The sequence below is a fragment of the Kinneretia sp. DJ1R-11 genome (genome assembly GCF_025717595.1).
In the GTDB taxonomy this organism is placed as follows: domain Bacteria; phylum Pseudomonadota; class Gammaproteobacteria; order Burkholderiales; family Burkholderiaceae_C; genus Paucibacter_A.
On the sequence record NZ_JAJIRR010000002.1, the window covers coordinates 268,980 to 291,353 of the forward strand.

Below are 22,374 nucleotides of genomic sequence, written 5' to 3' on the forward strand. Positions count from 1 at the left end.
GAGATCTTAGGTGGCATTCCCAGCAGCCAAGCCCCCCACAAGGGGGGACTCCAGACACCGCAGCCACCACTTGTGCGACGGTTGACCCAGGTCAATACCTGGCCCCGGCCGGCTGCCAAGATGGCAGCAAGGAGATCGTCATGAACCCGTCTTTCACCGAGGAACAAACGCAGCAGTTGCGCGGCGACCTGCTGCAGCGCCGGTTGGCCCTGGAGCAGGAACTGGACGGACTGCTGGGCAGCCAAAGCCGGGCCGAGCATGCACGCGAGCAGCTGCTGCAGGACGGCGACGGCAATGGCCAGCGCGAGACCGCGCTCGATGCCGAACGCGAGATCGATTTGGCGCGCAGCGACCAGATCCTGCAGGCGCTGCGCGAAGTCGGCGTGGCCCAGGCCGCGCTGGAGCGCGCCGACTTCGGACATTGCCAGGACTGCGGCGAGGCGATTCCCTGGGCATGCCTGCAGGCGCAGCCCGCCAGCCTGCGCTGTCTCAGCTGCCAGGGCCTGCACGAAGGCCCGGCAGCCACGGCACGCGCACAGACACAGCGGCTTTGAGCGGCTATCAAGCAGGACCGACCGAGTTCCGACCTCCGATCACCTCACCGCCTTTCTTTCCCTCACCCCCTTCTCTCTCTCTTTTTCTTGCCTTCATCAGGACCATCGCCATGAACCATTCCAGCACCAGCCACATCACCACCTTCCACGCCGTCGTCTGGCTCGACCATCAGCAGGCCAAGGTTCTGCAGTTCGACGCCGAGCATGTGCAGGCCGAGAAGATCAAGGCCCACAGCCACCACACCAAGCAGCATGGCAGCGCCGTGCGCAGCGAACATGAGTTCTTCGCCGAGGTCTGCGATGCGCTGAACGGCATTGAAGAGATCCTGGTCGTCGGCTCCAGCACCGCGCAGAGCGATTTCAAGCATTACGCCGACAAACACCGCCCATTGACGGCCAAGCACATCGTCGCCTACGAGACCGTGGACCACCCGACCGAGCCGCAGCTGGTGGCCAAGGCACGCCAGTTCTTCGTCAAATACGACCGCATGGCCGGCACACCCTCGCCGATGTAAGCCAAGGCATGGTCTGAGGACCGTAGACTCCGTTCTTTGCAGCTTTTGAGCCATGAACGTGGGTCGTCGATTTCTGCGCCCCACCGGCGGCGCCTCGCATCATGCAGCGCCGTGAATGCATGTGGGAAGGCCTGGCACTTGGTCTCAGCTCCGCTTGCGGAAGCAGCCTGCTGAACGCCTTGGTCATGAGCCAATCGGCTCATGCCGCTGGGCTTGCCGTTGCGGGCATGGCGTCCCTGCAGGCCTTCACCGAGCACCTGCCACCCCTGAACTTTCAGGACGACAGCGGCCGAGCTGCGGGCTTCAGCACCGAGCTGCTGCAGCTGATGGCGGCGCAAGCGCGCATCCAGGTGGACATCCAGGTGCAGCCCTGGCCGCGCGCGGTGCAAGCGGCCGCTGTTCAGCCCAACAGCATCCTCTATTCCCTGACCCGCCTGCCTGAGCGCGAAAGCAAATACCGCTGGGTCGGCCCCATCAGCGAGCGCCGCATCATGCTCTACAGCCTGAGCAAGCGCCGCGACATCCAGCCGCTGAAAGACCTGCGTGACTTGCGCGAGCTCAAGGTGGGCGTGGTGCGCGAGTCGGCGGCCGCACGCCTGCTGCAGGCCGAAGGGCTGCGCCCCGGCGAGGAGCTGGAACTGGCGCTCGATGACGGCAGCAATCTACGCAAGCTGCTGGCCAGCCGCATGGACCTGATCGTGCTGCTGGACTGGGCGGCCGCCTGGCACCTCAAGCAGCTGCGCCTGGACTACAGCACGCTTCGGCCGCTGCTGGAGCTCGACACCCGCCACAGCTATTGGTACGGCCTGCACCCCGACAGCGACGATCGCGTGGTGCAGGCCCTGCAGGCTGCGCTCGACCAGCTGCGCAGCGATGGCCGCTACGCCCGCTTGCGCCAGCGTTACTTCGGCTGAGCCGCGGCGCGGTAGATGCTGCGCCCGGCCTTGATGGTCTCGCGCACCTGAATGCTGCGCAACTGCGCCGGCGGCACGGTCAGCGGGTTCTTGGACAAGACCACCAGATCGGCCAGCTTGCCCACTTCCAGCGAGCCCTTGCTCGCCTCCTCGAAATGCTGCCACGCGGCCCACAAGGTGATGGACTTGAGCGCCACCTCGACCGGCAGGCGCTGATCGGGGCCGAGGATGTCGCCGCTGCGGGTGCGGCGGTTGACCACCGCGTCCAGGATGGCAACGGCGTCGGGGAAAGCCACCGGCGCATCGTGATGCTGGGTGAAGATCATCTGGCGGCGCAGCGCCGATTGCGCCGGCGAGATGCGGTCGCCGCGCACCGGGCCCAGGGTTTCGTCGCGGTGCCAGTCGCCCCAGTAGTAGGCATGCATGCCGAAGAAACTCGGCGTCACGGCCAGGCGCTTCATCGCATCCAGCTGGTCCTCGCGCACAGTCTGGGCGTGGATCATCACCGTGCGCCGGTCGGCTGCGCCGTACTTGGCCGTGGCCGCTTCGACGGCGCGCAGCATCTGGTCGGAGGCCGCATCGCCATTGGTGTGCACCAGCAGCTGCCAGCCCTTGGCATAGGCTTGCTCCACCGCCTGCTGGGTGGCCTCGTCGCTGAGCGCGGGGTAGCCACGATAGTCGTCCGCCTTGCCGGCCGGCGGATGGTGATAGGGGTGGGTCAAGAAAGCGGTCTTGCCCTGGGGCGAGCCATCGAGGCTCAGCTTGACGCCGCCGATGCGGAAGCCGCCCTTGTACTCGCGGCTCCAGTAGCCCCCTTGCTGGTTCATCAAGCCGGCGGTGAAGGGCAAGGTGATGTCGGGGTAGGAGACCAGGTCGATCAACATCTTGCCGCTCTGCGACAGCGCCACCCAGGTCTTGTTGCTGTTTTCGTCCGAACGGCCGTCCTGGCCGGTGGTGAAGCCAAACTTGGCGTACAGCTTCTGGCCCTCCAGCAACATGGTGGCGTAGTCCTGCGGCGAAGGTTGGACCAGGCCCATGCCGGCGCTGAACCAAGCGGTTTCTTCCAGCACACCGTTGGGCGTCTTGCCATCGGCTTCGCGCTGGATGTGGCCGCCCTCGGGGTCCTTGCTGTCGGCATTTAAACCGGCCAGCTGCAAGGCCTTGCTGTTGAGCACACCCAGATGGCCGCTCTGGTGAATGATGATGACAGGCAGGTCCTTGGAAACGGCGTCGAGTTCCTGGCGCGTCGGCGCCCGTCCTTCCTTCAGCTGCGCTTCGTCATAGCCGAAGCCGAGGATGATTTTGTGGCTGCGCGCCACCGGGCCCTTGGCGTAGTCTCGCAGCAGACCCTGAATGGCGGCCACGCTGCTGCCCTTGCCATCGGGCGGCGGCAGCAGATTGGCCGACACCGCCTGCAAGCCTGTCAACGAGACATGGCCATGGGCATCGACAAAACCCGGCAGCAAGGCCTGACCCTTGAGGTCGACCACCCGGGTCTTGGCACCTTGCAGGGCGCGCACCTCGGCCTCGCTGCCCACCGCCTGGATTCGGCCGGCGCGTACGGCCAAGGCCTGGGCGCGCGGCTGAGCGTCGTTCATGGTGATCACATCACCGTGCAGATAAATGGTGTCGGCCGGCGGCAGCGCAGCGGCCTGAAGGTTCAGGCTGAGCGCCAATGCACTCAGGGCCAGGGCACGGTGAAGGACGACAGGACGCATGGGCAAGGCTCCCGGGGCGCGTTGCCCCAATCGTGGAAGCACCAAGAATACTTGACGGCTGTGACGCCACGGCCCGTCAAAGCACAGCGTAACGCCCCGGCTTGTGGTTGACCGCGATGAAGAGGTTCATCACCACCGCGGCCAGCACCGAATAGGCCACGCGGGTCGGGTCCACCACGGTCAGCGCGCACAGCACGATCACGCAGTCGATGCCCATCTGCACCTTGCCGGCCCGCCAGCCTTTCGCATGCTGCAAGTAAAGCGACACGATGGTGGCGCCGCCCAGGCTGGCGCGATGGCGGGCCAGGAACAGGCAGCCCGAGCCGAGCAACAAGCCGCCCAGCACGGCGGCATAAGCCGGGTGCAGGCGCTCGATGGCGAAGAGCTTGGGCGACCACTCGGTCAGTGCCGACAGCCAGGCGATGGCGATGAAGGTCTTGAGCGTGAACTCGCGCCCCATGCGCTGCCAAGCAAACCAGTAGAAGGGAATGTTGATGAGGAAGAACAGCTTGCCCAGGCTGATGCCGGTGGCGTAGTGCAGCACAAAGGCCGCGCCGGCCGTGCCGCCGGTCATCAGACCGACCTGGGCGAACAGAATCAGGGCCAGAGAAACGAAGAGCACGCCGGTGAAGATGGCCTGTGCATCCTCAAACAAGCTGTGGGCATGGATGTTCGGGTCGAAGTAGGGCGCGGGGCGCGCCGCGTCGGCGGCTTGCGGCTTCGGGGCAGGCGTGACTTCGGGGGCCGGTGCTTCGCTCATGGACGCAGTTTTGCATGAAGCGGCGGGCTCGGGAAGACAGCTGAGGCTCTCAATCCCGCCCATGAGACCTGCTCCGGCCCGCGCTTCAACCCGCGCCGCAGCTCCGGCTCGCCCGCAAACCCTTGAGGAAGGCACGGCGCACACCGCCGGCAGTGATGGCTGCTGCCACCTGGCGCGAGTGGCGTTCGGCGCCGCTCAGCTTGCGGATCCAGCCGCGGAAGGGGATGACGCCCTCGGCCGTGCGCTGCAAGGCGCCGACGGCCGCGCCCGAGCCGGCCTCGGCGCCGCGCTCCAGCAGGCCCGGGTGGCTGTCCGAAACCGGAGCATCGATATCCGGGCCCAGCACCTCATCCAGGGCCTGGATGTCCAGCGCCAGGCTGGCGCAGTCCTGTGCGGCCGGCAGTCCGTAGGGTGCCCGCTGCGCCGCTGCCAGCACGGCAGGTATGGTGGCACTGACTAGGTTCAAGTCACTCAGCGGCGTGGCGACGGCCGTGCCGGCTTTGCCTTGATCAGTGCTGGAACAGGCAGCCAGCAGGCACAGAGCGGTCAAGGGAATCAGGGATTTCAGGCTTCGCATGGGCGGGACGATAGCAGAGCGCCGGTCCTTCAAAGGGCCGCGCTCGGCGCCGGCCGGCTGCTCCTGCATCGGCCGCAGGCTGGCGATCTCGAAGTACCCGCCCCAGATGAGATCTCCTGGACCTCGGGTGACTGTAGATACAGCGTCATGTCGCCAAGCTGATACAGGGCATTCAGAGGCGCTTGATCAGCTCCACGCGGCGGTTCTTGGCCCGGCCTTCCTCGCTGCGCCGGTCGGCCACCGGCAGGTCCGCGCCATGGCCGAGCGCCGACAGGCGGGCGGGTGCGATGCCCAGTGCACAGACGGCGCGCTGCACCGCTTCGGCGCGCTGCAGCGAGAGCTTGCGGTTGTCGGCGGCCGAGCCGATGTGATCGGTATGGCCTTCGATGGAGAGCTTGAGCGTGGGCTCGGCCCTGAGCAATTCGGCCACGGCCTGCACGGCCGCCAAGCCGTCGGCCTTGAGATCGGCCCGGCCGGTGTCGAACTGAAGGTGCAAGGTGGCCAGGCCACGGCTCTGGATCTCGGCCGCCAGCTGGCGGGCCGTGACGGCCTGGACCAGGGCCGCCGGCTCGACGATGGTCAGCACATAGCGGTAGGTGTCCGAGCCCAGGTCCAAGGCCACCCAGCGGCTGGCCGGGCCCTGCCCCAGCTGGAACAGAAAGCGGCCACCCTGGGCGATTTGCGCATTCGACAGCCCGGTGTTCAGCGCCTGCGCACCCAGGCTGGCCAAGGCATGGAGGTGGTTGCGGTAGATGGCCAACACCGAGCCGCGCTCCTGCTCGTCGATGTAGGCGATCTCGGTCACCCGCCCCTCCACCTCGATCTGGCCGCCGGGCAGGCGCACGGTGCCGGGCAGCACCTGGCCTTCGCCGCCGAAACGGCGTGCGCCGAAAGCTTCTTCCTTCTTGTCCTCGATCACATAGCCCGGCATGCGCGAAAGCAGGGGGTGGTCGCTCGGCGAGGCGGCTGTCGCTGCTGTGGCGGCCGGTGCGGGTGCGGCGGATGCGTCGGATGTGGCCGCGCCGAGCACCAAATTCAGTGCCAGCACCCAGCGAGCGCAAGGGCGCGGGGCCCAAAGAAGTGAAGTCACGGTCATAGGTCCTTGCTTGCCCACGGCGGGGCCTGTGGGCCGCGAGTCTAGGAGCGGCAGCGCTGCCGGCAGCCCATATTGCAAAGTTGTCGCAATTCGTCATCTGCGGTGCAAGTGGGTGGCCAGCGGGGCAAGTCCAATCGATCACACCCCCTCCAGCATTGCCGCCCCAGGCGGCTGCCCCATCAGCCCGAACGGAGTTCTTCATGCACAGCCAGACTTCATCGCCATCGCGCTCCAAGCTCAGCTCCGTGCGGCGCCGCGGCCTTCAGGCCCTGACCGTTGCCACCCTGGCCCTGGCCTGCCTGGCCGCCAGCGCCGCCGGGCCCTGGCGCGAAAGCCGTCAGAACAGCCCAAGCGGCCTGGGCGGCGAAGGCCTGCTGACCCTGAACTACCAGGGCGAGCCGCGCAGCTTCCTGCTGCGCCTGCCCGGCTCGCTGCCGCGCGATGGCGCCCGCCTGCCCCTGGTGATCGCCCTGCACGGCGGCGGCGGCCATGCGGCCAATATGGAAGAGATGACGGGCTTCACAGCCAAGGCGCGGCAGGAGGGCTTCATCGTCGTCTACCCCGAAGGCAGCGGCCGCCTGCGCCACAGCTTCTTGACCTGGAACGCCGGCCACTGCTGCGGGCAAGCCATGGAAAAGCGCGAGGACGATGCCGGCTTCATCCGCGCCCTGATCGAGCACCTGGAGGCCAACTACCCGGTCGACCCCATGCGCATCTACGCCACCGGCATGTCCAACGGCGGCATGATGACCCACCGCCTGGGCAGCGAGCTCGGTGACCGCCTGGCCGCCATCGCGCCGGTCGTGGCCACGGTGTTCGGCGACGAGCGCCGGCCCCAACACGGTGTGCCGGCACTGATGATCAATGGCGGGCTGGACCAGTCCGTGCCTCCAGCCGGCGGCCCCCCGGGCGGCGCCTTTCCCGGCGCCTGGGACGGCACCCCGACCTTGCCTGCCCTCGCCCAGCTGAGCTTCTGGGCCGGTGCCAATGGCTGCGTCGGCGAAGCGGAGACCTCGGTGCAAGGCGTGCTGAGCCGCTGGCGCCACAGCTGCCCGGCCGGACACAGCGCCGAGCTGCTGCTGGTCGGCGACAACGGCCACGCCTGGCCTGGCGGGCGGGCCGGCAGCCGGCGCGGCGACACGCCCAGCAACGCCGTCAATGCCACCGACGAAATCTGGGCCTTCTTCCGCCGCCACAGCAAGTAGACGGAAGCCGGGCCCCGGCCTGGTTTCGGTTCAGCCGCGATTCAAAGGCAGGCGCACCGTCACCCGGTGCCGCCCCGCCTCATGCGCAAAGCTCAGGCGGCCCTGCATGCGCTCCACCACCCGACTGACCACGGCCAGACCCAGGCCAGTGCCCGGGTGGCTGCGCGCCAGGTCGCCACGCGCAAAAGCCGGCAGCAGTTCGCTGACGGGGCCGGGCAGGCCCGGGCCACCATCGCTGACTTCGATGCACACCTCGTCACGCTCGCAGCTCAGGCGCAGACGCACCGGCGGCAGGCCGTGCACACGGGCGTTGTCGAGCAAATTGGCCAAGAGGCGCTCCAGCAGCAAGGGGTGGCTGGCGGGCAATAGCAAGGTCGAGGCGGACGGCGGCAGGTCCAAGTCCAGCTGCACGGCCGGGCCCCGCTCCGGCTGCGGCGGCAAGGCGGCCAGCAGCTGGCGCGCCAGAGCCAGCAGATCGGTGCTTTGATTCAACGGCAACTCGCCGGCGCGCACATGGTCGAGAAAGCTGCCGATCAGGCGATCGGCTAACTCGGTGTTGCGCACGATGGACTCCCGCCAGCTGGCGGTGTCGGCGCTGTCCGGCAGCAAGCCGGCGGCGACGCGAATGCGCGCCAGGGGGCCGCGCAAGTCATGCGAAACCCCGGCCAGCAGCAGGGCACGTTCCTGCTCATGCAGGGCAAGGCCTTGCAGCAGGCTCTGGTAGGCGGACTCGATGGCCTGCAGCTCCGGGGGCGAGCTGAGCAGCGGCGTGCTGGCAGACGCCGTGCTGGCAGCCGACGCCCCAGCCGCCAGTGCCAGGCCCGGGCGATAGCCCTGCATGCGCAGGCGCAGGTCCTGCAGCGGCCGCATCAGACGGCGCGTGAAGACCCAGCTCAGGCCCACGCACAAGAGGCCGGTGATCAGCAGCGCCAGCAGCAGCCGGCGCGACACATTGGGCAGCAAGGCACGGTCGTTCAGGCCCAGCCACTGGCGCTGCCCCGACGGCCCGGCCACCTCCAGCCACAGCATGGGCGCGTCGGCGCCGCGCGTGATGCGCGCCGCTTGCACCGGCACGCCCTGGCGCTCCAGCTCCTCCACCAAGGCGGCCATGCGCGGCCCCATCAGCAGCGAGCGCATGGCCGGCGGCGGCGCCTGGCGGCCGTACTGCAAGGGCCGCGCTTGGCTCAGGCCCGGCTCGGGCCAGCCAGCGGCCTGGCGCAGGCTGGGCGCCCAGCGCTCGCCCACCAGGCGCGCCACCGCCTTGTTGCGCTCCATATAGACCAAGGCACCGAACACCAGTATCAGCAGCAGGGCCAGCAGGATCTGCAGCAAGAGCAGGCGGGCGAACAGGCTGTCGAAGCGCCGCCAGCCCTGGGGACGCTTGGGGTCGCTCGGGGAGCCGATGGAGGGGCGCGCACTCATGGTTCAAGCCGGCAGAAAGACATAACCCTCCCCACGCACGGTGTTGATCCAGACCCGATCGGGGCTGGCCTCTTCGAGCTTGCGGCGCAGCCGCGCCACCTGCACATCGACGCTGCGGTCCTGCGGCCGGTAGCGGCCGGGCTGCACCGCCTCGCTGAGCGCTTCGCGCGGCAGGATCTGCCCGGGCACCCGGGCCAGGGCGGCCAGCAGCTTGAACTCGATGCCGGTCAGCGCCACCACCCGCTCGCCGACGCGCAGCTCGCGCTTGAGCAGATCAATGCTCAGGCCCTCGAAGCGCAGCAGACCGGCCTCGCTGCGCCCGGGGGTCTGGCGGCGCAGCAGGGCCCGCACCCGGGCCACCAGCTCGCGCGGCTCGAAGGGTTTGCTCAGATAGTCGTCAGCACCGAGCTCCAGGCCCAGCACGCGGTCCATGGGCTCGCCGCGCGCGGTGAACATCAGAATGCCCAGCTCCGCATGGCTGGCACGCCAACGGCGGCAGAGCTCATAGCCGCTGGCATCGGGCAGCATCACATCCAGCAAGACCAGGTCGGGGCGCAGCGCGCGCAAGGCGCGCTCGCCGTCGCCGCCGGTCAGCACCGTGTGCACCTCCCAGCTCTCGCGGCCCAGCAGCGTGGCCACCAGGGCGGACAGTTCGGCGTCGTCATCAACGATCAGGATCAGGGGTTTGCCTTGCTGCATGCGGGCGCAGTGTAGAGGCGGCGGCGGGCCTGCAGGCCGAGGTTTCAGAAACGTCACAAAACTCGCGGCGCGCCGGCAGTCAGGCCCACGGCGCCGACCTATCATCGCCAGCGCCAGCCGGGCGCTGCCCGGCCTTCCCTCACGATCAAGGCGTCGGACTCTGATGATGATGAACACATTCGCTGCGGCACACGCGCCCGGCCGGCCGCGCTGGCGGGCTCTGCTGAGCTTGGCCCTCTGCCTGCCCTTTGGTCTGTCCCTGAGCCTGGTGGCCACCGGCGCACACAGCGAGCCGGCGCCCACCTTTCAGTGGCCCGGCAGCGCACGGGCGGCTGTCAGCCTGTCCTACGACGACGCCCTGGCCAGCCAGCTCGACCACGCCATCCCGGCGCTGAACGCGCTGGGCCTCAAGGCCACCTTCTACCTGACCCTGGCCAGCCCGGTCGTCCGGCAACGCCTGCCGGAATGGCGGCGTGCCGCGGCAGCGGGTCATGAACTGGGCAACCACACCCTGTTCCACCCCTGCTCCCGCTCGGCGCCCGGCCGCGTTTGGGTGGCGCCGCACCGCGATCTCGACAAGATCAGCGTGGCCCAGATGCTGGAAGAGGTGCAGCTGGCCAATGCCTACTTGTATGCCATCGACGGCCAGACCGAGCGCACCTACACCGCCCCCTGCACGGACCCACTGGCCGGCGGCAAGCCTTACCTCCCAGCCGTGGCTGGGGAGTTTCTGGCCATGAAAACGCGCGTGGGCGGGGTCGTGCCTTCGCTGGCCACGCTGGACCTGGCCGATGTGCCCACGGCCGGTCCGGTGGGCTCCAGCGGCGCCGAGCTGATTGCCACCGTCGAGCAGGCCGCCGCCCAGGGCACGCTGGCCAGCATCACCTTCCACGGCATTGGCGGCGACCACCTGAGCGTGTCCAAAGAGGCACACCAGGCCTTGCTCCAGCACCTGGCGGCCCACCCGGAGCGCTTCTGGGTGGACAGCTTCGTCAACATCGCCCGGCACCTGCGGGCGCAGCGCGTGGGGCTCAAGCCCGAGGCGGCGGCCGGCTCCTCAAGCAGCGGGCGCTGAGAGCCCGTCTGCCGTCCAGACATACGCTTCGTCGTCGTGCATCTGGCCGGCGATGCAGTCCTTGTCTTTCAGGATGCGATCGAAAACGAAGCCGGCTTTTTGCAGCACCCGTGCCGAGGCCTGGTTGCCCACCGTCACCGTGCTGACGATGCGCCGCACGCCGCGCTCACGCAACGCGGCCGTGGTGGCTTGCACCGCCTCGCTGGCATAGCCCTGGCCCCAGGCGAGGCGCAGCAGGTAGTAGCCGAGATTGGGGGCGTTCAGCTGGGCATCGATCTCGGCATCCAGCCGACCCAGGCAACGCCCATCGGCTTTGCGCCGCACCGCCCAGATTGGCCAGGCGAACTGGCCATCGGGTGAACGTCGGCCCTCCAGCTTTCGCCAATGGGCGGCCAGGGCCTCCACGCTGTCGGGCTTGTGCATGGAGATCCAGCGGTAGAGCTCGGGCTCTTGCAAGCCTTCAAACAGCTCGGCCGCATGGGTGGCACGCAGGGGCTCCAGCCACAGGCGGGGGGATTCGATGGGTGCGGCCAGGCGGGCCAGCAGGTCGTCCGAGATCATGAGGGGTCGCTCAAGCCCGATCGCGCAACTGCGCCAAGAGCGCCAGCGCCTCGCGCGTGGTGGCCTGCTTCGGGTCCTGCAGCTGCACCCGCAGGGCCAAGGCCTGATTGAAGCGCGATTCCGCCTCGTCGAGGCGCCCCTGCTCCACCAGGCTGCGGCCCCAATGCTGCAGCGCCATGGCGCGCAAGCGCGCCCAGCCGCCAGCCTCGCACAGGCCCACCGTGCTGGCGAAGATGGGCTCGGCCTCGGCACGCTGGCCGAGGTATTGCAAGGCGGTGGCGTAGGCACACCAGAACCAACCCAGGGCTTCGTGCGGCACCGGAGTCTCCAGACCTTGAGCCAGGGCCTCATGCGCCTGCAAGAGCTGCAAGGCCTCACCCTCCTGGCGGGCCGTGATCAAGAGTCCAGCCAGATCGGCCACCACCTCCAGCAAGGCCGTCTCATCCACGGCCCTGCCGACCGATGCATTCCCCTGCAGCAGCGCCAGCTGCTCGCGCAAGGCAGCGATGCTGCGCGCATGGGCCTCAGGGTCGGGGGCGGTGAAGCGGAGGAATTCCGCGATGGGAAATCGGTCGGATCGCATTGTGTTCAATTGAAATGCCCTTCACAGGGTGCTCTGATTAGTCCAGCCTGCGCTCATTTCCGAGCCCAGCTATGAAACCGTGAGTCCAAGCCGTCTGACGAACGAAGCAAGGGCATCGGCGGACTTCTCAGGTACACCCTGCAAAAGGCAATGGGGAGCGTCAAGCCGCACCAGCTGAACCGATGCCAGCACACTTCTGATGAGTGTCGCAGCCCTTGCCGGCACCACTCGATCTGCAGAAGCTTGCAGATAAAGGCAGGGCACCCTCATCTGCGACAACTCTACCGTCACATCAACTTCCAACACGGCGCGAACCCTGGCGCGCATCACCGATGGACTGACTCGCCCTACAGCCTCCTTGAGCAGGCTGCGCAACGTACCCTTTGCGAAGGACCCCAGCAATGCCCAGCTGAGCAGAGTCGAGGGAATCCAAGTGAATGGCACCGACGGAAGAAGACCCCGAAGCCACGCCAGGGCAGGACGGGGATTCCGCGCAAAAGTACAGCAAAGAATCACGCCTTGCAGACCTGGCCGAGATGCCGCCGCTAGCTTGATTGCGACAGGGCCTGAGAAAGACTCGCCAAGAAGGACAAATGGCTCCTTCGCGGGAAGCAAGCCACCCACATACGAAACAAGATCGTCGTAGCCGAGGCTTTGCATCTCGGGATAACGCACCACCAAGACCTTGAAATCGGCCCCCAGGGATTCAATCAAGGGCTCGAACAAATCGCCGGTTCCATCCATGCCGGGCAGCAGCACAAGCGTCGGGAGACGGGTTGATGAGCGGATCGGAACATGATCGCTAGAACTTGCTTGCACTGACTCGCGCTGCATGAGAGGCTCTCTAGTGGTCGTCCACAATCTGCACCCGCGGCCACCGTTGCCCGTACTGCTTCTGCGCAATCCGCTGGCGAAAGGTCTCGACACTGACCCGCGCCGGGTTGCGGCGAATGCGCATGGCAAACAGGTCGTCCAGGCCGTAGGGGGCGATCACGGTCAGCGTGTCGTCGGCCTCCAGGCGCACGGCCACCGAGGTCGCGAACTCGGGCCAAGAGGCGACCGCGTCCTGAAGCGAGCGCAGCGGTGCCACGGCATGGCCGAAGCAGGACTCGAACCAGAGATGCACATGGGCCTGGTTCGTCAGCTCCCAGGGCAGATCCGGACAGTCGCGCGCCAGGGCCGCCTGATGCCCCGCCTCCAAGCCCGGCGGCTCCTCGGGGTCGAAATAGACCAGGTCCAAGTCGGCCAGACGCGAGGGCTCGGTGTGGCCATGCAAATGGTCCCAGACCCGATTGCGCAGCGCCCCGGCGCCGATGCACCACTGGGGCAGGCCCAGATCACGGGCGGCATGGAGCGCCCGCATCAGCCAAGGGGAACTGCGCACGATGGCCTGCAGCTCGTCCTGGCGATCGGGGTGCCTGGCATTCACCCGCCCCGCCTCGTGGCCGAGCGCGCGGCCGCGCTCTCGCAAGCATTCTGGCTGCGGCACATCGGGCTGACGATCTTGCTGATAAACTGGATATTCATACAGTATTCGTGTCGCGCGCAGAGCCAGCGGGCCTTTGGGCTGAAGGGCAGCCGGTGGCACCGAACGAAAACACCATTATGTTGCCAGTCATGAGCTGCGAAGAGGCTTGAACATGCAGATGCCAGCGCCCCGCACCAGCTCGACGCCCCGGCCGGGTTTCGAACTCCGCCCGCAGGGCAAAATCCCGCCCATGCCTTCTTCGGCCCCCCAGCCTCCTCGTCCCTCGCCTGCCGGTGCTGCACCGGCTGCTGCATCGGCGGCCGCCCCCAAGCCCAAGTCCGCGCCGCAGAAGGCCATGGAGAAACTGGGCCTGCTGCGCGACATCGACCTGGCCCTGCACCTGCCCCTGCGCTACGAGGACGAAACCCAGATCACGCCCATCGGCCGCACGCGCGAGGGCGACACCGTGCAATGCGAGGGCGAGGTGATCGAATGCCGCATCGAAACGCGCGGCCGGCGCGTGCTGCTGGTGCGGCTGGAAGACGAGACCGGCGATCTGCTGCTGCGCTTCATCCACTTTTACCCCTCGCACCAGAAAAGCATGGCCGTGGGCCAGCGCATCCGCGTGCGCGGCGAGCTGCGCCACGGCTTCTTCGGCCGCGAGATGGTGCACCCGACCTTCAAGGCCGTGCAGCCCGACACGCCGCTGGCCGAGGCGCTGACGCCCGTCTACCCGGCCAGCGCCGGCCTGCCGCAGACGTACCTGCGCCGCGCCATCGCCTCCGGCCTGCAGCGCGCCGATCTGCGCGAGCTGCTGCCCCAGGGCACGGTGCCCAGCAGCTTGCCGCCGCTGCGCGACGCGCTGAACTTTCTGCACCACCCGCCGCCGCAGGCCCGCCTGGGCACGCTGGAAGACCACAGCCACCCGGCCTGGCAGCGGCTCAAGTTCGAGGAGCTGCTGGCCCAGCAGATCAGCCAGATGCAGGCCCAGCGCGAGCGCGCCCTGCTGAAGGCACCGGCCCTGCGCGCCAAGCCGGGCGGCCTGGTCGAGCGCCTGCTGGCCGTGCTGCCCTTCGGCCTGACCGGCGCACAGCAGCGGGTCAGCGAAGAGATCGCGCAAGACCTGGCCCTGGGCCAACCGATGCACCGCTTGCTGCAAGGCGATGTGGGCTCGGGCAAGACGGTGGTGGCGGCCCTGGCCGCCGCCGTGGCCATCGATGCCGGCTGGCAATGCGCGCTGATGGCGCCGACCGAAATCCTGGCCGAGCAGCATTTCAAGAAGCTGATCGGCTGGCTGGAGCCCCTGGGCCTGCAAGTGGCCTGGCTGACCGGCAGCGTCAAGGGCAAGGCGCGCCAGAAGATGCTGGACGCGGCGGCCAGCGGCGCTGCCCAGCTGGTGATCGGCACCCATGCGGTGATCGAAGACAAGGTCAGCTTCGCGCGCCTGGGCCTGGCCATCATCGACGAGCAGCACCGCTTCGGTGTGGCGCAGCGCCTGGCCTTGCGGCGCAAGCTGGCGTCGATGGATTTAGAGCCACACATGCTGATGATGAGCGCCACACCGATTCCGCGCACCCTGGCCATGACTTACTTCGCCGACCTGGCGGTCAGCACGATCGACGAGTTACCCCCAGGCCGCACGCCCATCGTCACCAAGGTCTTTGCCGATGGCAAGCGCCAGGACGTGATCGAGAAGATCGCTCAGGAGGTGGCCGGTGGCGCCCAGGTTTACTGGGTCTGCCCGCTGATCGAAGAAAGCGAGGCCCTGGACCTGAACAATGCGACCGAGACCCATGCGGAGCTGGTCGACGCCCTGCCGGGCTTCGAGGTGGGCCTGCTGCATGGCCGCATGCCGCCGGCCGAGAAGGCCGCCGTGATGGCGCGTTTTTCGGGCGGAGAGGCCAGCGTGCTGGTGGCCACCACGGTGATCGAGGTCGGCGTGGACGTGCCCAATGCCAGCCTGATGGTGATCGAGCATGCCGAGCGCTTCGGCCTCTCGCAGCTGCACCAGCTGCGCGGCCGCGTCGGCCGTGGCGCGGTGGCCAGCGTCTGCGTGCTGCTCTACACCGGCCCGCTGTCAGACACCGGCAAATCGCGCCTGCGCGCCATGGCCGAAACCAACGACGGCTTCGAGATCGCCCGCCGCGACCTGGACATCCGCGGCCCCGGCGAGTTCATGGGCGCCCGCCAGAGCGGCGCCGAGCTGCTTCGCTTTGCCGACCTGCAGGAAGACTCCCTGCTGCTGCAAGCCGCCCGCCGCCTGGCACCCCAGCTGCTGGACAAATACCCCGAGGCCGCGCAGCGCCAGGTGGCGCGCTGGCTGGGCTCGAAGGCGGAGTTCCTCAAGGCTTGATGGAGGGCGGCGCGCAACCATGTGGCTGATGCTCCGGTTTGTCGCGCCGAACTGACTCAGTCCTTGCTGGCAGCAAGCAGGCACGCATCGCGCCGCTTGTCGAACACCTCGTTCATCATCAAAAAATCCCGGGTCAATCGGGTGGCGCAATTCCCTGCGCCCCAGCCTGCGGTCTCGAACAGGAACTGCTTGCCCTGCTCGCCGAGGTAGCCCAAGGTGCTCTTCATCTGCCGACGACACACCTCCATCTGGGCCTGATAACTTGTCTGAAGCTCCGCCCGAGACTCGTTTCTGTCGCGTTCGCAGGCCGCCAGGCGAGTGGACTTGGCCCCCGCCTCCTGAGCCTGCACGAACGAGCTTCCCATCCAACAGGCCAGGAACACGGAGGTGACAGCTCGCTTCACAGCTGCATTCGAACTTCGCATAAACCCCATCAACGTTTCAAGGGCGGCACCATCACCACCATGTCAGCCTGGATTCTCAGGGACTGAAACGGGCATGCCGCTTCCGCCGCACATCGCCGTGCGCCCTGCAGATTCAGTCACCGGCCTTCTGCACCGCATCCACCGGCTCCGCCACCACCCGCGCATAGCGCTGAAAACTCCAGTAGGCCCAGGCCCAGTCCATCAGCACGACCAGGCGGTTGCGGAAGCCGATCAAGAAGTAGATGTGGACGAACAGCCAGAACAGCCAGGCGAAGTAGCCCGAGAACTGAAGGAATCCCAGATCGGCCACGGCCGCCTTGCGGCCGATGGTGGCCAGGGCACCGTAGTCGCGGTAGCGAAAAGCGCCGGGCGCATCGGCCGGCAAGGGAGGCAAGACCTGACCCTGTGGCGCCCGCAGCGATTGCAGGATCTGGCTTGCTGCGTAAGCGCCCATCTGCTTGGCCGCCGGGCTGACGCCGGGCACGGGCTTGAGCGTGCGGCCATCGGACTGCCGGCTGTGCGCGGCGGCCAGGTCGCCGATCACAAAAACCTCCGGGTGGCCAGGAATATTGAGCCGACCGTCGACGATGACGCGGCCGGCGCGATCCAGCGCCACGTCCAGCATACGGCCCAGGGGCGAGGCGGCCACGCCGGCCGCCCAGACCACGGTGCGGGCGGCGATGCGCTCGGTGCCCTCGGCGCCTTCCCCGGTCTGCACCTCCACTCCGCCCGCATCAATGCCGACCACCCGGCAGCCGGTACGCACCTCAACGCCCAGGGCACGCAGCTGCGCCTCCGCCTTGGCCGAGAGCTCGGGCGGCAAGGCCTGCAGCACGCGCGACGAACCCTCCAGCAGCAGCACGCGGGCGCTGGCCGGGTCGATGCGGCGGAACTCGTTCTTGAGCGTGTGGCGAGCGATCTCGGCCAGGGTGCCGGCCATCTCGACCCCGGTAGGGCCGGCGCCAATGACCACAAAGCTCAAGCAGGCGCGCTGCTGCGCCGGGTCGGGCGAGCTCTCGGCCTGCTCAAAGGCCTTGAGCACGCGGGCGCGCAGGGCAAAGGCGTCTTGCAAGGTCTTGAGCCCCGGCGCATGGGTGGCCCAATCGTCGCGGCCGAAATAGCTGTGCGTGGCGCCGGCGGCGACGATCAGATAGTCATAGCCCAGGCTTTGGCCATCAGCCAGCTGCACGCGGCCTTGCTCGCGATCGATACCGCAGACCTCGGCCATCAGCACCATGGCATTGCGCTGGCCGCGCAGCATGTGGCGGATGGGCGCGGCGATCGAGGGCGCCGACAGGCCGGCCGTGGCCACCTGGTAGAGCAAGGGCTGAAACAGGTGGTGGTTGCTGCGGTCGATCACCGTGATGTTCACCGGGGCACCGGCCAGGGCGCGGGTGGCGGCCAAGCCGCCGAAACCGCAGCCGATGATCAAGACCCGGGGTCGCGCAGCGAGGTGACCTTTGCCGTTGTTGTTTGTGCTCATGCGGCGATTCTGGCCGCCCAGCCGGGCCGCCGGCGCTGCCATACGCAAAGCGAATGACTTGCAGCGGTGGCGGGCATGGCTGCCCGGCACCACACACGATCAGTTGCAACCGGGCTTGGGCGGCGTGGCGGGGCCGGGGTAGCCGTCGCTGAGGGTGCGCAGAAAGCACAGGATGTCGGCGATGTCGGCATCGCTTACCAGCCGCGACGGGCCGAAGGGCGCATTGCGCATGACATTCGCTTGCAAGGCCGCAGGAAGATCGTCGTAGAGCTGCACCTGGCCTGCGACGGTCGGGTACCACTGCGCCGGGTCGGTATCGCGCGTCGCGTAGAAGCGCAGCACCTGCTCCAGGCTGCTGAATTTGCCGTTGTGAAAATACACCGGCCTATGCTCGACATTGCGGAGGCTCGGGATTCGGAAGAAGCCACAGGCTTCGTCACGCCCTTGCATGACGCTTCTCTTCGACTGACAAAGACCCAGATCGAAGGCATGGGCGTCCGCATTGTTTGGCAGGTCTGCATTGCGCGGAACGCCCAACGCCGCATAGCCAAAGGATGTGAAAGCAACTGGCGCATTGTTCGAGCTGAACGAAGGATGACAAGTCAAACAAGCCCCTCGCTGGGGATCGTTGAACACCCTCAGGCCGCGGGTCTCAGCATTGCTGAACTGCGCCCGCCCCTGCTGAACCCAATCGAACTTCGAGTCGTAGGGGTGGAAACGCGGGTCTTCGAGCTGAAACATCTGCAAAGCCTGGCTGGCCTGGCTGACCAGGCTGTCGTCGTCCGGGGCGGAGGCGCCGGCGGCGGGTGGGAAGGCGCGACCGAAGTCGCCAGCATAGGCGGCGCTACGCAGCTTGCGCGCCAAGATCCCGGCATTGCCGTTGTCCATCTCGCGTGGGTTGAACCATGGAAGCTTGGCCTGCTCGGCCAGGGTGTCGACCCGGCCATCGGCCATCAAGCCGCCGCGCAGATCGGCCACGGCGGTCTGGGCCGTGCCAGTGAATGCGGGCAGCCTCTCCAAATAGCGCAGCGAAGGCGCGGCGCGCGTGCCGAATTCGGTCTCGAAGGCCCCGCCCACCTGCACCGGAAGACTGTTCGGCGGCCCGTGGAAGAAGGCCGGGTCATGGCAGGTGGCGCAGGACATGCGGCCGGAGCCGCTGAGATTGCGATCAAGAAAGATCTTTTCGCCCAGCTGGGCCTGCAAGCTCAGCGGCTTGCTGCTCGTGGAGGGTGCCGAAGCCGGCATGCCCGGGCTGCTGGCAGCGCCAGCTGGCGCCACCGCGGGCGAAGTTCCACCGCCGCCGCAAGCGCCGAGCAGCAAGAGCAAGCCCATTCCCAGTAACGACGCGCGCCGAGGCAAGACGAAAGGGGTTTCAAAGGCCACAGGCATGCTGCTGATTGTCGAGCTTAGGCCTGGATTCGGGCGCCTAGGGAATTCACCCGGGCCCAAGTGCAGGTGCACCGCGTCCAATTCCTCTCACACCAGCTTTGGCTGTCATCTGCTTTAGACACCCCGCCCACCATGACCGAACACCTCGACTCTTGCGCCCCGCCCCAGCCATCGCCCTGCCCGCGGCCGCAACGCCGGCAACTGCTGCTGGGCGCAGGCCTGGCCGGTCTGCTGCAGGCTTGCGGTGGCGGTGGCGGCTCCGAACCCGCACCAGTGCCCACACCTGCACCCGTTCCGCCGGCACCCATCCCCCCGGCGCCCACGCCCCCGGCCCCGAGCCCAGCCACAGCGCCCTTTTGGGCCAACTACGGCGGCAATGCCCAGCACCAGGCCCAGACGCTGATCGCCACCCAGGCCTTGCAGCGCATCGTCTGGAGCACGCCGGTGGACCTGGCCCCGCCCTACCGGGCCGGCGGTTTTCTGCTGATCCACTACGGCACGCCGGTGATTTCAGGCGGCAACACGGTGCTGGTGCCGGTCAAGACCACGAGCGCCGGTGATTTCGAGGTGCAGGCTCGCAAAGCCACCGACGGCAGCCTGCTCTGGACCCTGAAAAGCGACTACCTGCTGCCGGCCAGCAGCTGGACGCCATCCTGGAACATCGGCCTGGACTTCAAGGGTCGCTTGTTCGCCCCGGCCGCCGGCGGCCGGCTGCTGATCCGCGACGCGGTGGACAGCACCAGCGCCAGCGTCCAAACCCTGGCCTTCTACGGCAACGCCGCGTTTGATGCCGACAGCGTCAACTACCGCGACAAGATCCGCATCAACACGCCGCTGAGCCTGGACAGCCAGGGCACGGTGTTCTTCGGTTTCACCGCCAAGGCCGGCGCACCCGGCGGCCTGCAAGGGGGCATCGTGCGTGTAGCGGCCGATGGCAAAGCGCTGTGGAAGTCCGCCGCCGAGCTCAGCGGCGATGCGAACATGTTCCAAACGGCGATGAATGCCGCGCCGGCCCTGTCCGTGGACGAGAAGACGCTCTACATCGCCGTCAACAGCGACCCTGCCAGTGCCAACATGCAAAACGGCTATCTGCTGGCACTGGACGCCGGCACCCTGACGCTCAAGGCCAAACGGCGCCTGATCAACCCAGCCACCGACCTGATCGCCCGCGTCAGCGACAGCTCCACCGCCTCGCCCACCGTGGGACCGGATGGCGATGTCTTCTACGGCGTGTTGGAGAACAGCCGCCTCGATCACAACGGCCGCGGCTGGCTGCTGCACTTCAATGCCGACCTGAGCCTGCTCAAGACGCCTGGCTCCTTCGGCTGGGACGACACGGCCTCCATCGTGCCGACCAGTGCTGTGCCCGGCTACAGCGGTGCCTCCAGCTATCTGCTGCTGGTCAAGTACAACAACTACTTCGGCATCGGCACGGGCGACGGCCAGAACAAGATGGCCTTGCTGGACCCACAAGCCAGCCAGGCCGACCCGATCAGCCCGGCGGTGACGGTCATGAAAGAGGTGCTGACCATCGTCGGCCCCACGGTCGATGCCGAGACCCCGGGAGGCGTGCGCGAGTGGTGCGTCAACACGGCGGTGGTCGATGTGAAAGGCCAGTCCGCCCTGGTCAATAACGAGGACGGCACGCTCTACCGCTGGGATTTCCGCAGCAACCGCTTCAGTGAAAGCGTCAAGCTCAACGCCGGCATCGGCCAGGCCTACACGCCCACCGTGGCCGGGCCCGATGGCTTGGTCTACAGCATCAACGGCGCGCAGCTGCACGCCGTGGGGCGTTGAACGTCTTGGCTTGCGCCAAGAGCTGCCGGGGCGGCAAGGCGAATCAACAAAATCAGGCCGACAGCTCGACGCAGGCGCTCGGCACCACGCCCAGCTCCTCATGGCTGACCAAGAGCAGGAGCCGGTCCGTGGCCTGAGCGGCGCGAGACAGCTCGCTGCGCAGGTGCGTGAGCGAGACGGCATCGAGCGCATTGAGCGGCTCATCCAGCAGCAGCAGAGGCGTGCCCAGGGCCAAGGCCGTGGCCAGCGCTGCTTTGTGCTGCGTGCCGGTGGAGAGGCTGCGCAGCGGCTGGCTCAAAAAGGGCTGCAGACCGAAGCCTTCAATGTGAGCGCGCCAGGCCGCCGCATCGGCACGCGGGTAGAGCCCGCTCAGAAAGGCGAAGTACTCGGCCGGGCTGAGATGCTCAAACGGCGGCGGCTCGGCGCCCACGAAGGCGACCTGGCGGCGGTAGGCCAGCGGCTCTTGCAGCAAATCGCAGCCCTGCAGTTCGGCGCTGCCGTACTGCGGCGCCAGCGCACCGGCCAGCAGCTTGAGTCGGGTGGACTTGCCCGTGCCATTGGCGCCGCGCAGCCAGACCAGGCCGGGACCGAAGTCCTGGCTCCAGAGGTCGACCACGCGTCGCGCCTGGCCGGCATAGGCAAAGCTCAGGGCGCGGACATGCAGATGGAAATCAGGGGCTTGAGGGTCGGGCATGGTTTCAGAGGATGACTTCGCTGGCGAGGGCAACCCAGACGCCCCAGGACAAAAGCCAGCGGCCCGCACGTGCCTCGGGGCTCAGGGCTTCGGGCCGCCAGAGGGCCAAGGCGGGCGCCGCGGCGGCGGCAATAAAGAAAACAGGCGTGGCACGGGGGCCCAGCGACCAGGGACCCAGCGCCAGCAGTACGGCCCAACTCAGCCAGGCGGCCAAGGCCGGCAGCAGGGCCAGGGCATAGAGGCGCAGCGACCAGTCGCGGGGCTTCAAGGGCAGCATGGAACTGGCCGCCTGCAGTGGCGCATAGCATTGCCGGGCCTGGGCCTGCAGGCGAGCGCAGAAGCCCTGGGTCAGCAGCGTCGAGAAGGCCAGAGCCCAGGCCGCGTGCTGCGGAAGCCAGCAGGCCACGGTCAGACACAGGCTGAGGCCCAGGACTGAAGCCAGCAAGCCATGCCGCACCGGCCGCGCCGGGCCACGCCAGAGCGGCAGCCAGAGCAAGGCGGTCCAAGTCGACACGGCCTGGCGGCGCGAGGCCTGAAGCGCCGCCGGCGCACGCCGGGCGGGTGCTCCGGGGCGTCGCCGGTACTGCATCAAGGCCAGAGCGCCCCCGGCCGAGAACAGCAGCGAGATCGCGAAGCCGAGCACCGCTTGCAGCCACAGACCCTGCATCCAGGCCGGGCTGGCGGCCCGCCAGGCGGCGAAAGAAATGAGGTTGAGCAAGGCCCAGGGCAACAGAGCCAGGGCCAACACGCCCAGATCGGCCCGCCAGATGTCCGCCCTTTGCAGCGGCAGCGCTCGCTCGAAAGGAATCCAGCGCACTGGCAGCAAGGCCTCGCGCAAGCCCCAGGCCAACAGCAAGCCCGGCAGCGCATGGCCCAGCAGCGCGGCTAAGGAGAGCGCGGGCGGCTTTTCGGCCTGCATGGCCCAAAACAGGGGCAAGGCCGGCCAGCCGATCAAGGTACTGATGAAGCTGCCCAGCACGGCGGCCACCACAGCAAGAAAAGCCGCCCAGCGTCGCAGCAGGGCGGCCAACTCGGCACGGCTCCATTGCAGGCGCATGCGCGCCAGGCTCAGGGTCGCGGGCTGCG

At 67.8% G+C, this 22,374-nt stretch carries 22 protein-coding genes; 7 read left to right on the forward strand and 15 right to left on the reverse strand.

From position 1 onward, the window contains the following. The first annotated feature begins 140 nt into the window (after positions 1-140). The 3 genes from LNV23_RS05220 (at position 141) to LNV23_RS05230 (ending at position 1,983) form a co-directional block, all read left to right on the forward strand. Entirely contained in the window at positions 141-554 is a 414-nt protein-coding gene (locus LNV23_RS05220) for a TraR/DksA family transcriptional regulator (protein ID WP_263561998.1), read from the forward strand. Between the two features lie 110 nt (positions 555-664). Further along, positions 665-1,069, forward strand: coding sequence for a hypothetical protein (locus tag LNV23_RS05225; RefSeq protein WP_263561999.1), 405 nt, complete (start codon positions 665-667; stop codon positions 1,067-1,069). A gap of 185 nt (positions 1,070-1,254) precedes the next feature. Then, entirely contained in the window at positions 1,255-1,983 is a 729-nt protein-coding gene (locus tag LNV23_RS05230; RefSeq protein ID WP_263562000.1) for a substrate-binding periplasmic protein, read from the forward strand. Here the strand turns inward: LNV23_RS05230 and LNV23_RS05235 are convergent. The 4 genes from LNV23_RS05235 to LNV23_RS05250 all read right to left on the reverse strand — a co-directional run bounded on the left by LNV23_RS05235 (position 1,971) and on the right by LNV23_RS05250 (position 6,128). Next, a complete protein-coding gene (locus tag LNV23_RS05235) occupies positions 1,971-3,701 on the reverse strand; it encodes an amidohydrolase (protein WP_263562001.1) in 1,731 nt (576 codons plus the stop codon). The genes LNV23_RS05230 and LNV23_RS05235 overlap by 13 nt on opposite strands. 76 nt (positions 3,702-3,777) lie before the next feature. Further along, a complete protein-coding gene (locus tag LNV23_RS05240) occupies positions 3,778-4,461 on the reverse strand; it encodes a YitT family protein (protein ID WP_263562002.1) in 684 nt (227 codons plus the stop codon). Between the two features lie 85 nt (positions 4,462-4,546). After that, positions 4,547-5,038 (reverse strand): hypothetical protein, encoded by a 492-nt coding sequence (locus tag LNV23_RS05245; protein ID WP_263562003.1) that lies wholly within the window; start codon positions 5,036-5,038, stop codon positions 4,547-4,549. A gap of 172 nt (positions 5,039-5,210) precedes the next feature. Next, complete coding sequence (locus LNV23_RS05250) at positions 5,211-6,128, reverse strand: OmpA family protein (protein WP_263562004.1); 918 nt, start codon at positions 6,126-6,128, stop codon at positions 5,211-5,213. 206 nt (positions 6,129-6,334) lie between these two features. On the opposite strand from LNV23_RS05250, the gene LNV23_RS05255 reads away from it, so the two are divergent. Next, a complete protein-coding gene (locus LNV23_RS05255) occupies positions 6,335-7,339 on the forward strand; it encodes an extracellular catalytic domain type 1 short-chain-length polyhydroxyalkanoate depolymerase (protein WP_263562005.1) in 1,005 nt (334 codons plus the stop codon). A 30-nt stretch (positions 7,340-7,369) separates the two neighbouring features. Here the strand turns inward: LNV23_RS05255 and LNV23_RS05260 are convergent, their stop codons facing one another. Both LNV23_RS05260 and LNV23_RS05265 read right to left on the reverse strand, forming a co-directional pair. Next, positions 7,370-8,761 (reverse strand): ATP-binding protein, encoded by a 1,392-nt coding sequence (locus LNV23_RS05260; protein WP_263562006.1) that lies wholly within the window; start codon positions 8,759-8,761, stop codon positions 7,370-7,372. Between the two features lie 3 nt (positions 8,762-8,764). Then, entirely contained in the window at positions 8,765-9,460 is a 696-nt protein-coding gene (locus tag LNV23_RS05265) for a response regulator transcription factor (RefSeq protein ID WP_263562007.1), read from the reverse strand. Between the two features lie 163 nt (positions 9,461-9,623). Here LNV23_RS05265 and LNV23_RS05270 point away from each other — a divergent pair, with 163 nt between their 5' ends. Continuing rightward, complete coding sequence (locus LNV23_RS05270; protein WP_263562008.1) at positions 9,624-10,535, forward strand: polysaccharide deacetylase family protein; 912 nt, start codon at positions 9,624-9,626, stop codon at positions 10,533-10,535. Here the strand turns inward: LNV23_RS05270 and LNV23_RS05275 are convergent. The 4 genes from LNV23_RS05275 to LNV23_RS05290 form a co-directional block, all read right to left on the reverse strand. Next, positions 10,518-11,096 carry a GNAT family N-acetyltransferase gene (locus LNV23_RS05275; RefSeq protein ID WP_263562009.1) on the reverse strand — a complete coding sequence of 193 codons (579 nt, stop codon included), beginning with the start codon at positions 11,094-11,096 and terminating at the stop codon, positions 10,518-10,520. The genes LNV23_RS05270 and LNV23_RS05275 overlap by 18 nt on opposite strands. Before the next feature lie 10 nt (positions 11,097-11,106). Beyond that, a complete protein-coding gene (locus LNV23_RS05280) occupies positions 11,107-11,679 on the reverse strand; it encodes a tetratricopeptide repeat protein (RefSeq protein WP_263562010.1) in 573 nt (190 codons plus the stop codon). Between the two features lie 69 nt (positions 11,680-11,748). Beyond that, on the reverse strand, positions 11,749-12,513 hold the full coding sequence (locus tag LNV23_RS05285; protein WP_263562011.1) for an alpha/beta fold hydrolase: 765 nt from the start codon (positions 12,511-12,513) through the stop codon (positions 11,749-11,751). A gap of 10 nt (positions 12,514-12,523) precedes the next feature. Continuing rightward, complete coding sequence (locus tag LNV23_RS05290) at positions 12,524-13,108, reverse strand: nucleotidyltransferase family protein (RefSeq protein WP_318023207.1); 585 nt, start codon at positions 13,106-13,108, stop codon at positions 12,524-12,526. 289 nt (positions 13,109-13,397) lie between these two features. Here LNV23_RS05290 and recG point away from each other — a divergent pair, with 289 nt between their 5' ends. After that, positions 13,398-15,500, forward strand: coding sequence for an ATP-dependent DNA helicase RecG (recG, locus tag LNV23_RS05295; RefSeq protein ID WP_263562012.1), 2,103 nt, complete (start codon positions 13,398-13,400; stop codon positions 15,498-15,500). A 56-nt stretch (positions 15,501-15,556) separates the two neighbouring features. Here the strand turns inward: recG and LNV23_RS05300 are convergent, their stop codons facing one another. The 3 genes from LNV23_RS05300 to LNV23_RS05310 form a co-directional block, all read right to left on the reverse strand. Then, on the reverse strand, positions 15,557-15,883 hold the full coding sequence (locus LNV23_RS05300; RefSeq protein WP_263562013.1) for a hypothetical protein: 327 nt from the start codon (positions 15,881-15,883) through the stop codon (positions 15,557-15,559). Positions 15,884-16,037: 154 nt separating this feature from the next. Next, positions 16,038-17,408 carry an NAD(P)/FAD-dependent oxidoreductase gene (locus LNV23_RS05305; protein ID WP_263562014.1) on the reverse strand — a complete coding sequence of 457 codons (1,371 nt, stop codon included), beginning with the start codon at positions 17,406-17,408 and terminating at the stop codon, positions 16,038-16,040. A gap of 99 nt (positions 17,409-17,507) precedes the next feature. Beyond that, on the reverse strand, positions 17,508-18,734 hold the full coding sequence (locus tag LNV23_RS05310; protein WP_263562015.1) for a cytochrome-c peroxidase: 1,227 nt from the start codon (positions 18,732-18,734) through the stop codon (positions 17,508-17,510). Positions 18,735-18,929: 195 nt separating this feature from the next. Here LNV23_RS05310 and LNV23_RS05315 point away from each other — a divergent pair, with 195 nt between their 5' ends. After that, entirely contained in the window at positions 18,930-20,594 is a 1,665-nt protein-coding gene (locus tag LNV23_RS05315; protein WP_263562016.1) for a hypothetical protein, read from the forward strand. 52 nt (positions 20,595-20,646) lie between these two features. On the opposite strand, the gene LNV23_RS05320 is transcribed toward LNV23_RS05315, so the two are convergent. Both LNV23_RS05320 and LNV23_RS05325 read right to left on the reverse strand, forming a co-directional pair. Continuing rightward, positions 20,647-21,288, reverse strand: a complete 642-nt coding sequence (locus tag LNV23_RS05320) for an ABC transporter ATP-binding protein (RefSeq protein WP_263562017.1) — start codon at positions 21,286-21,288, stop codon at positions 20,647-20,649. A 4-nt stretch (positions 21,289-21,292) separates the two neighbouring features. Beyond that, positions 21,293-22,345 carry a hypothetical protein gene (locus tag LNV23_RS05325; RefSeq protein ID WP_263562018.1) on the reverse strand — a complete coding sequence of 351 codons (1,053 nt, stop codon included), beginning with the start codon at positions 22,343-22,345 and terminating at the stop codon, positions 21,293-21,295. Between the last annotated feature and the right edge of the window lie 29 nt (positions 22,346-22,374).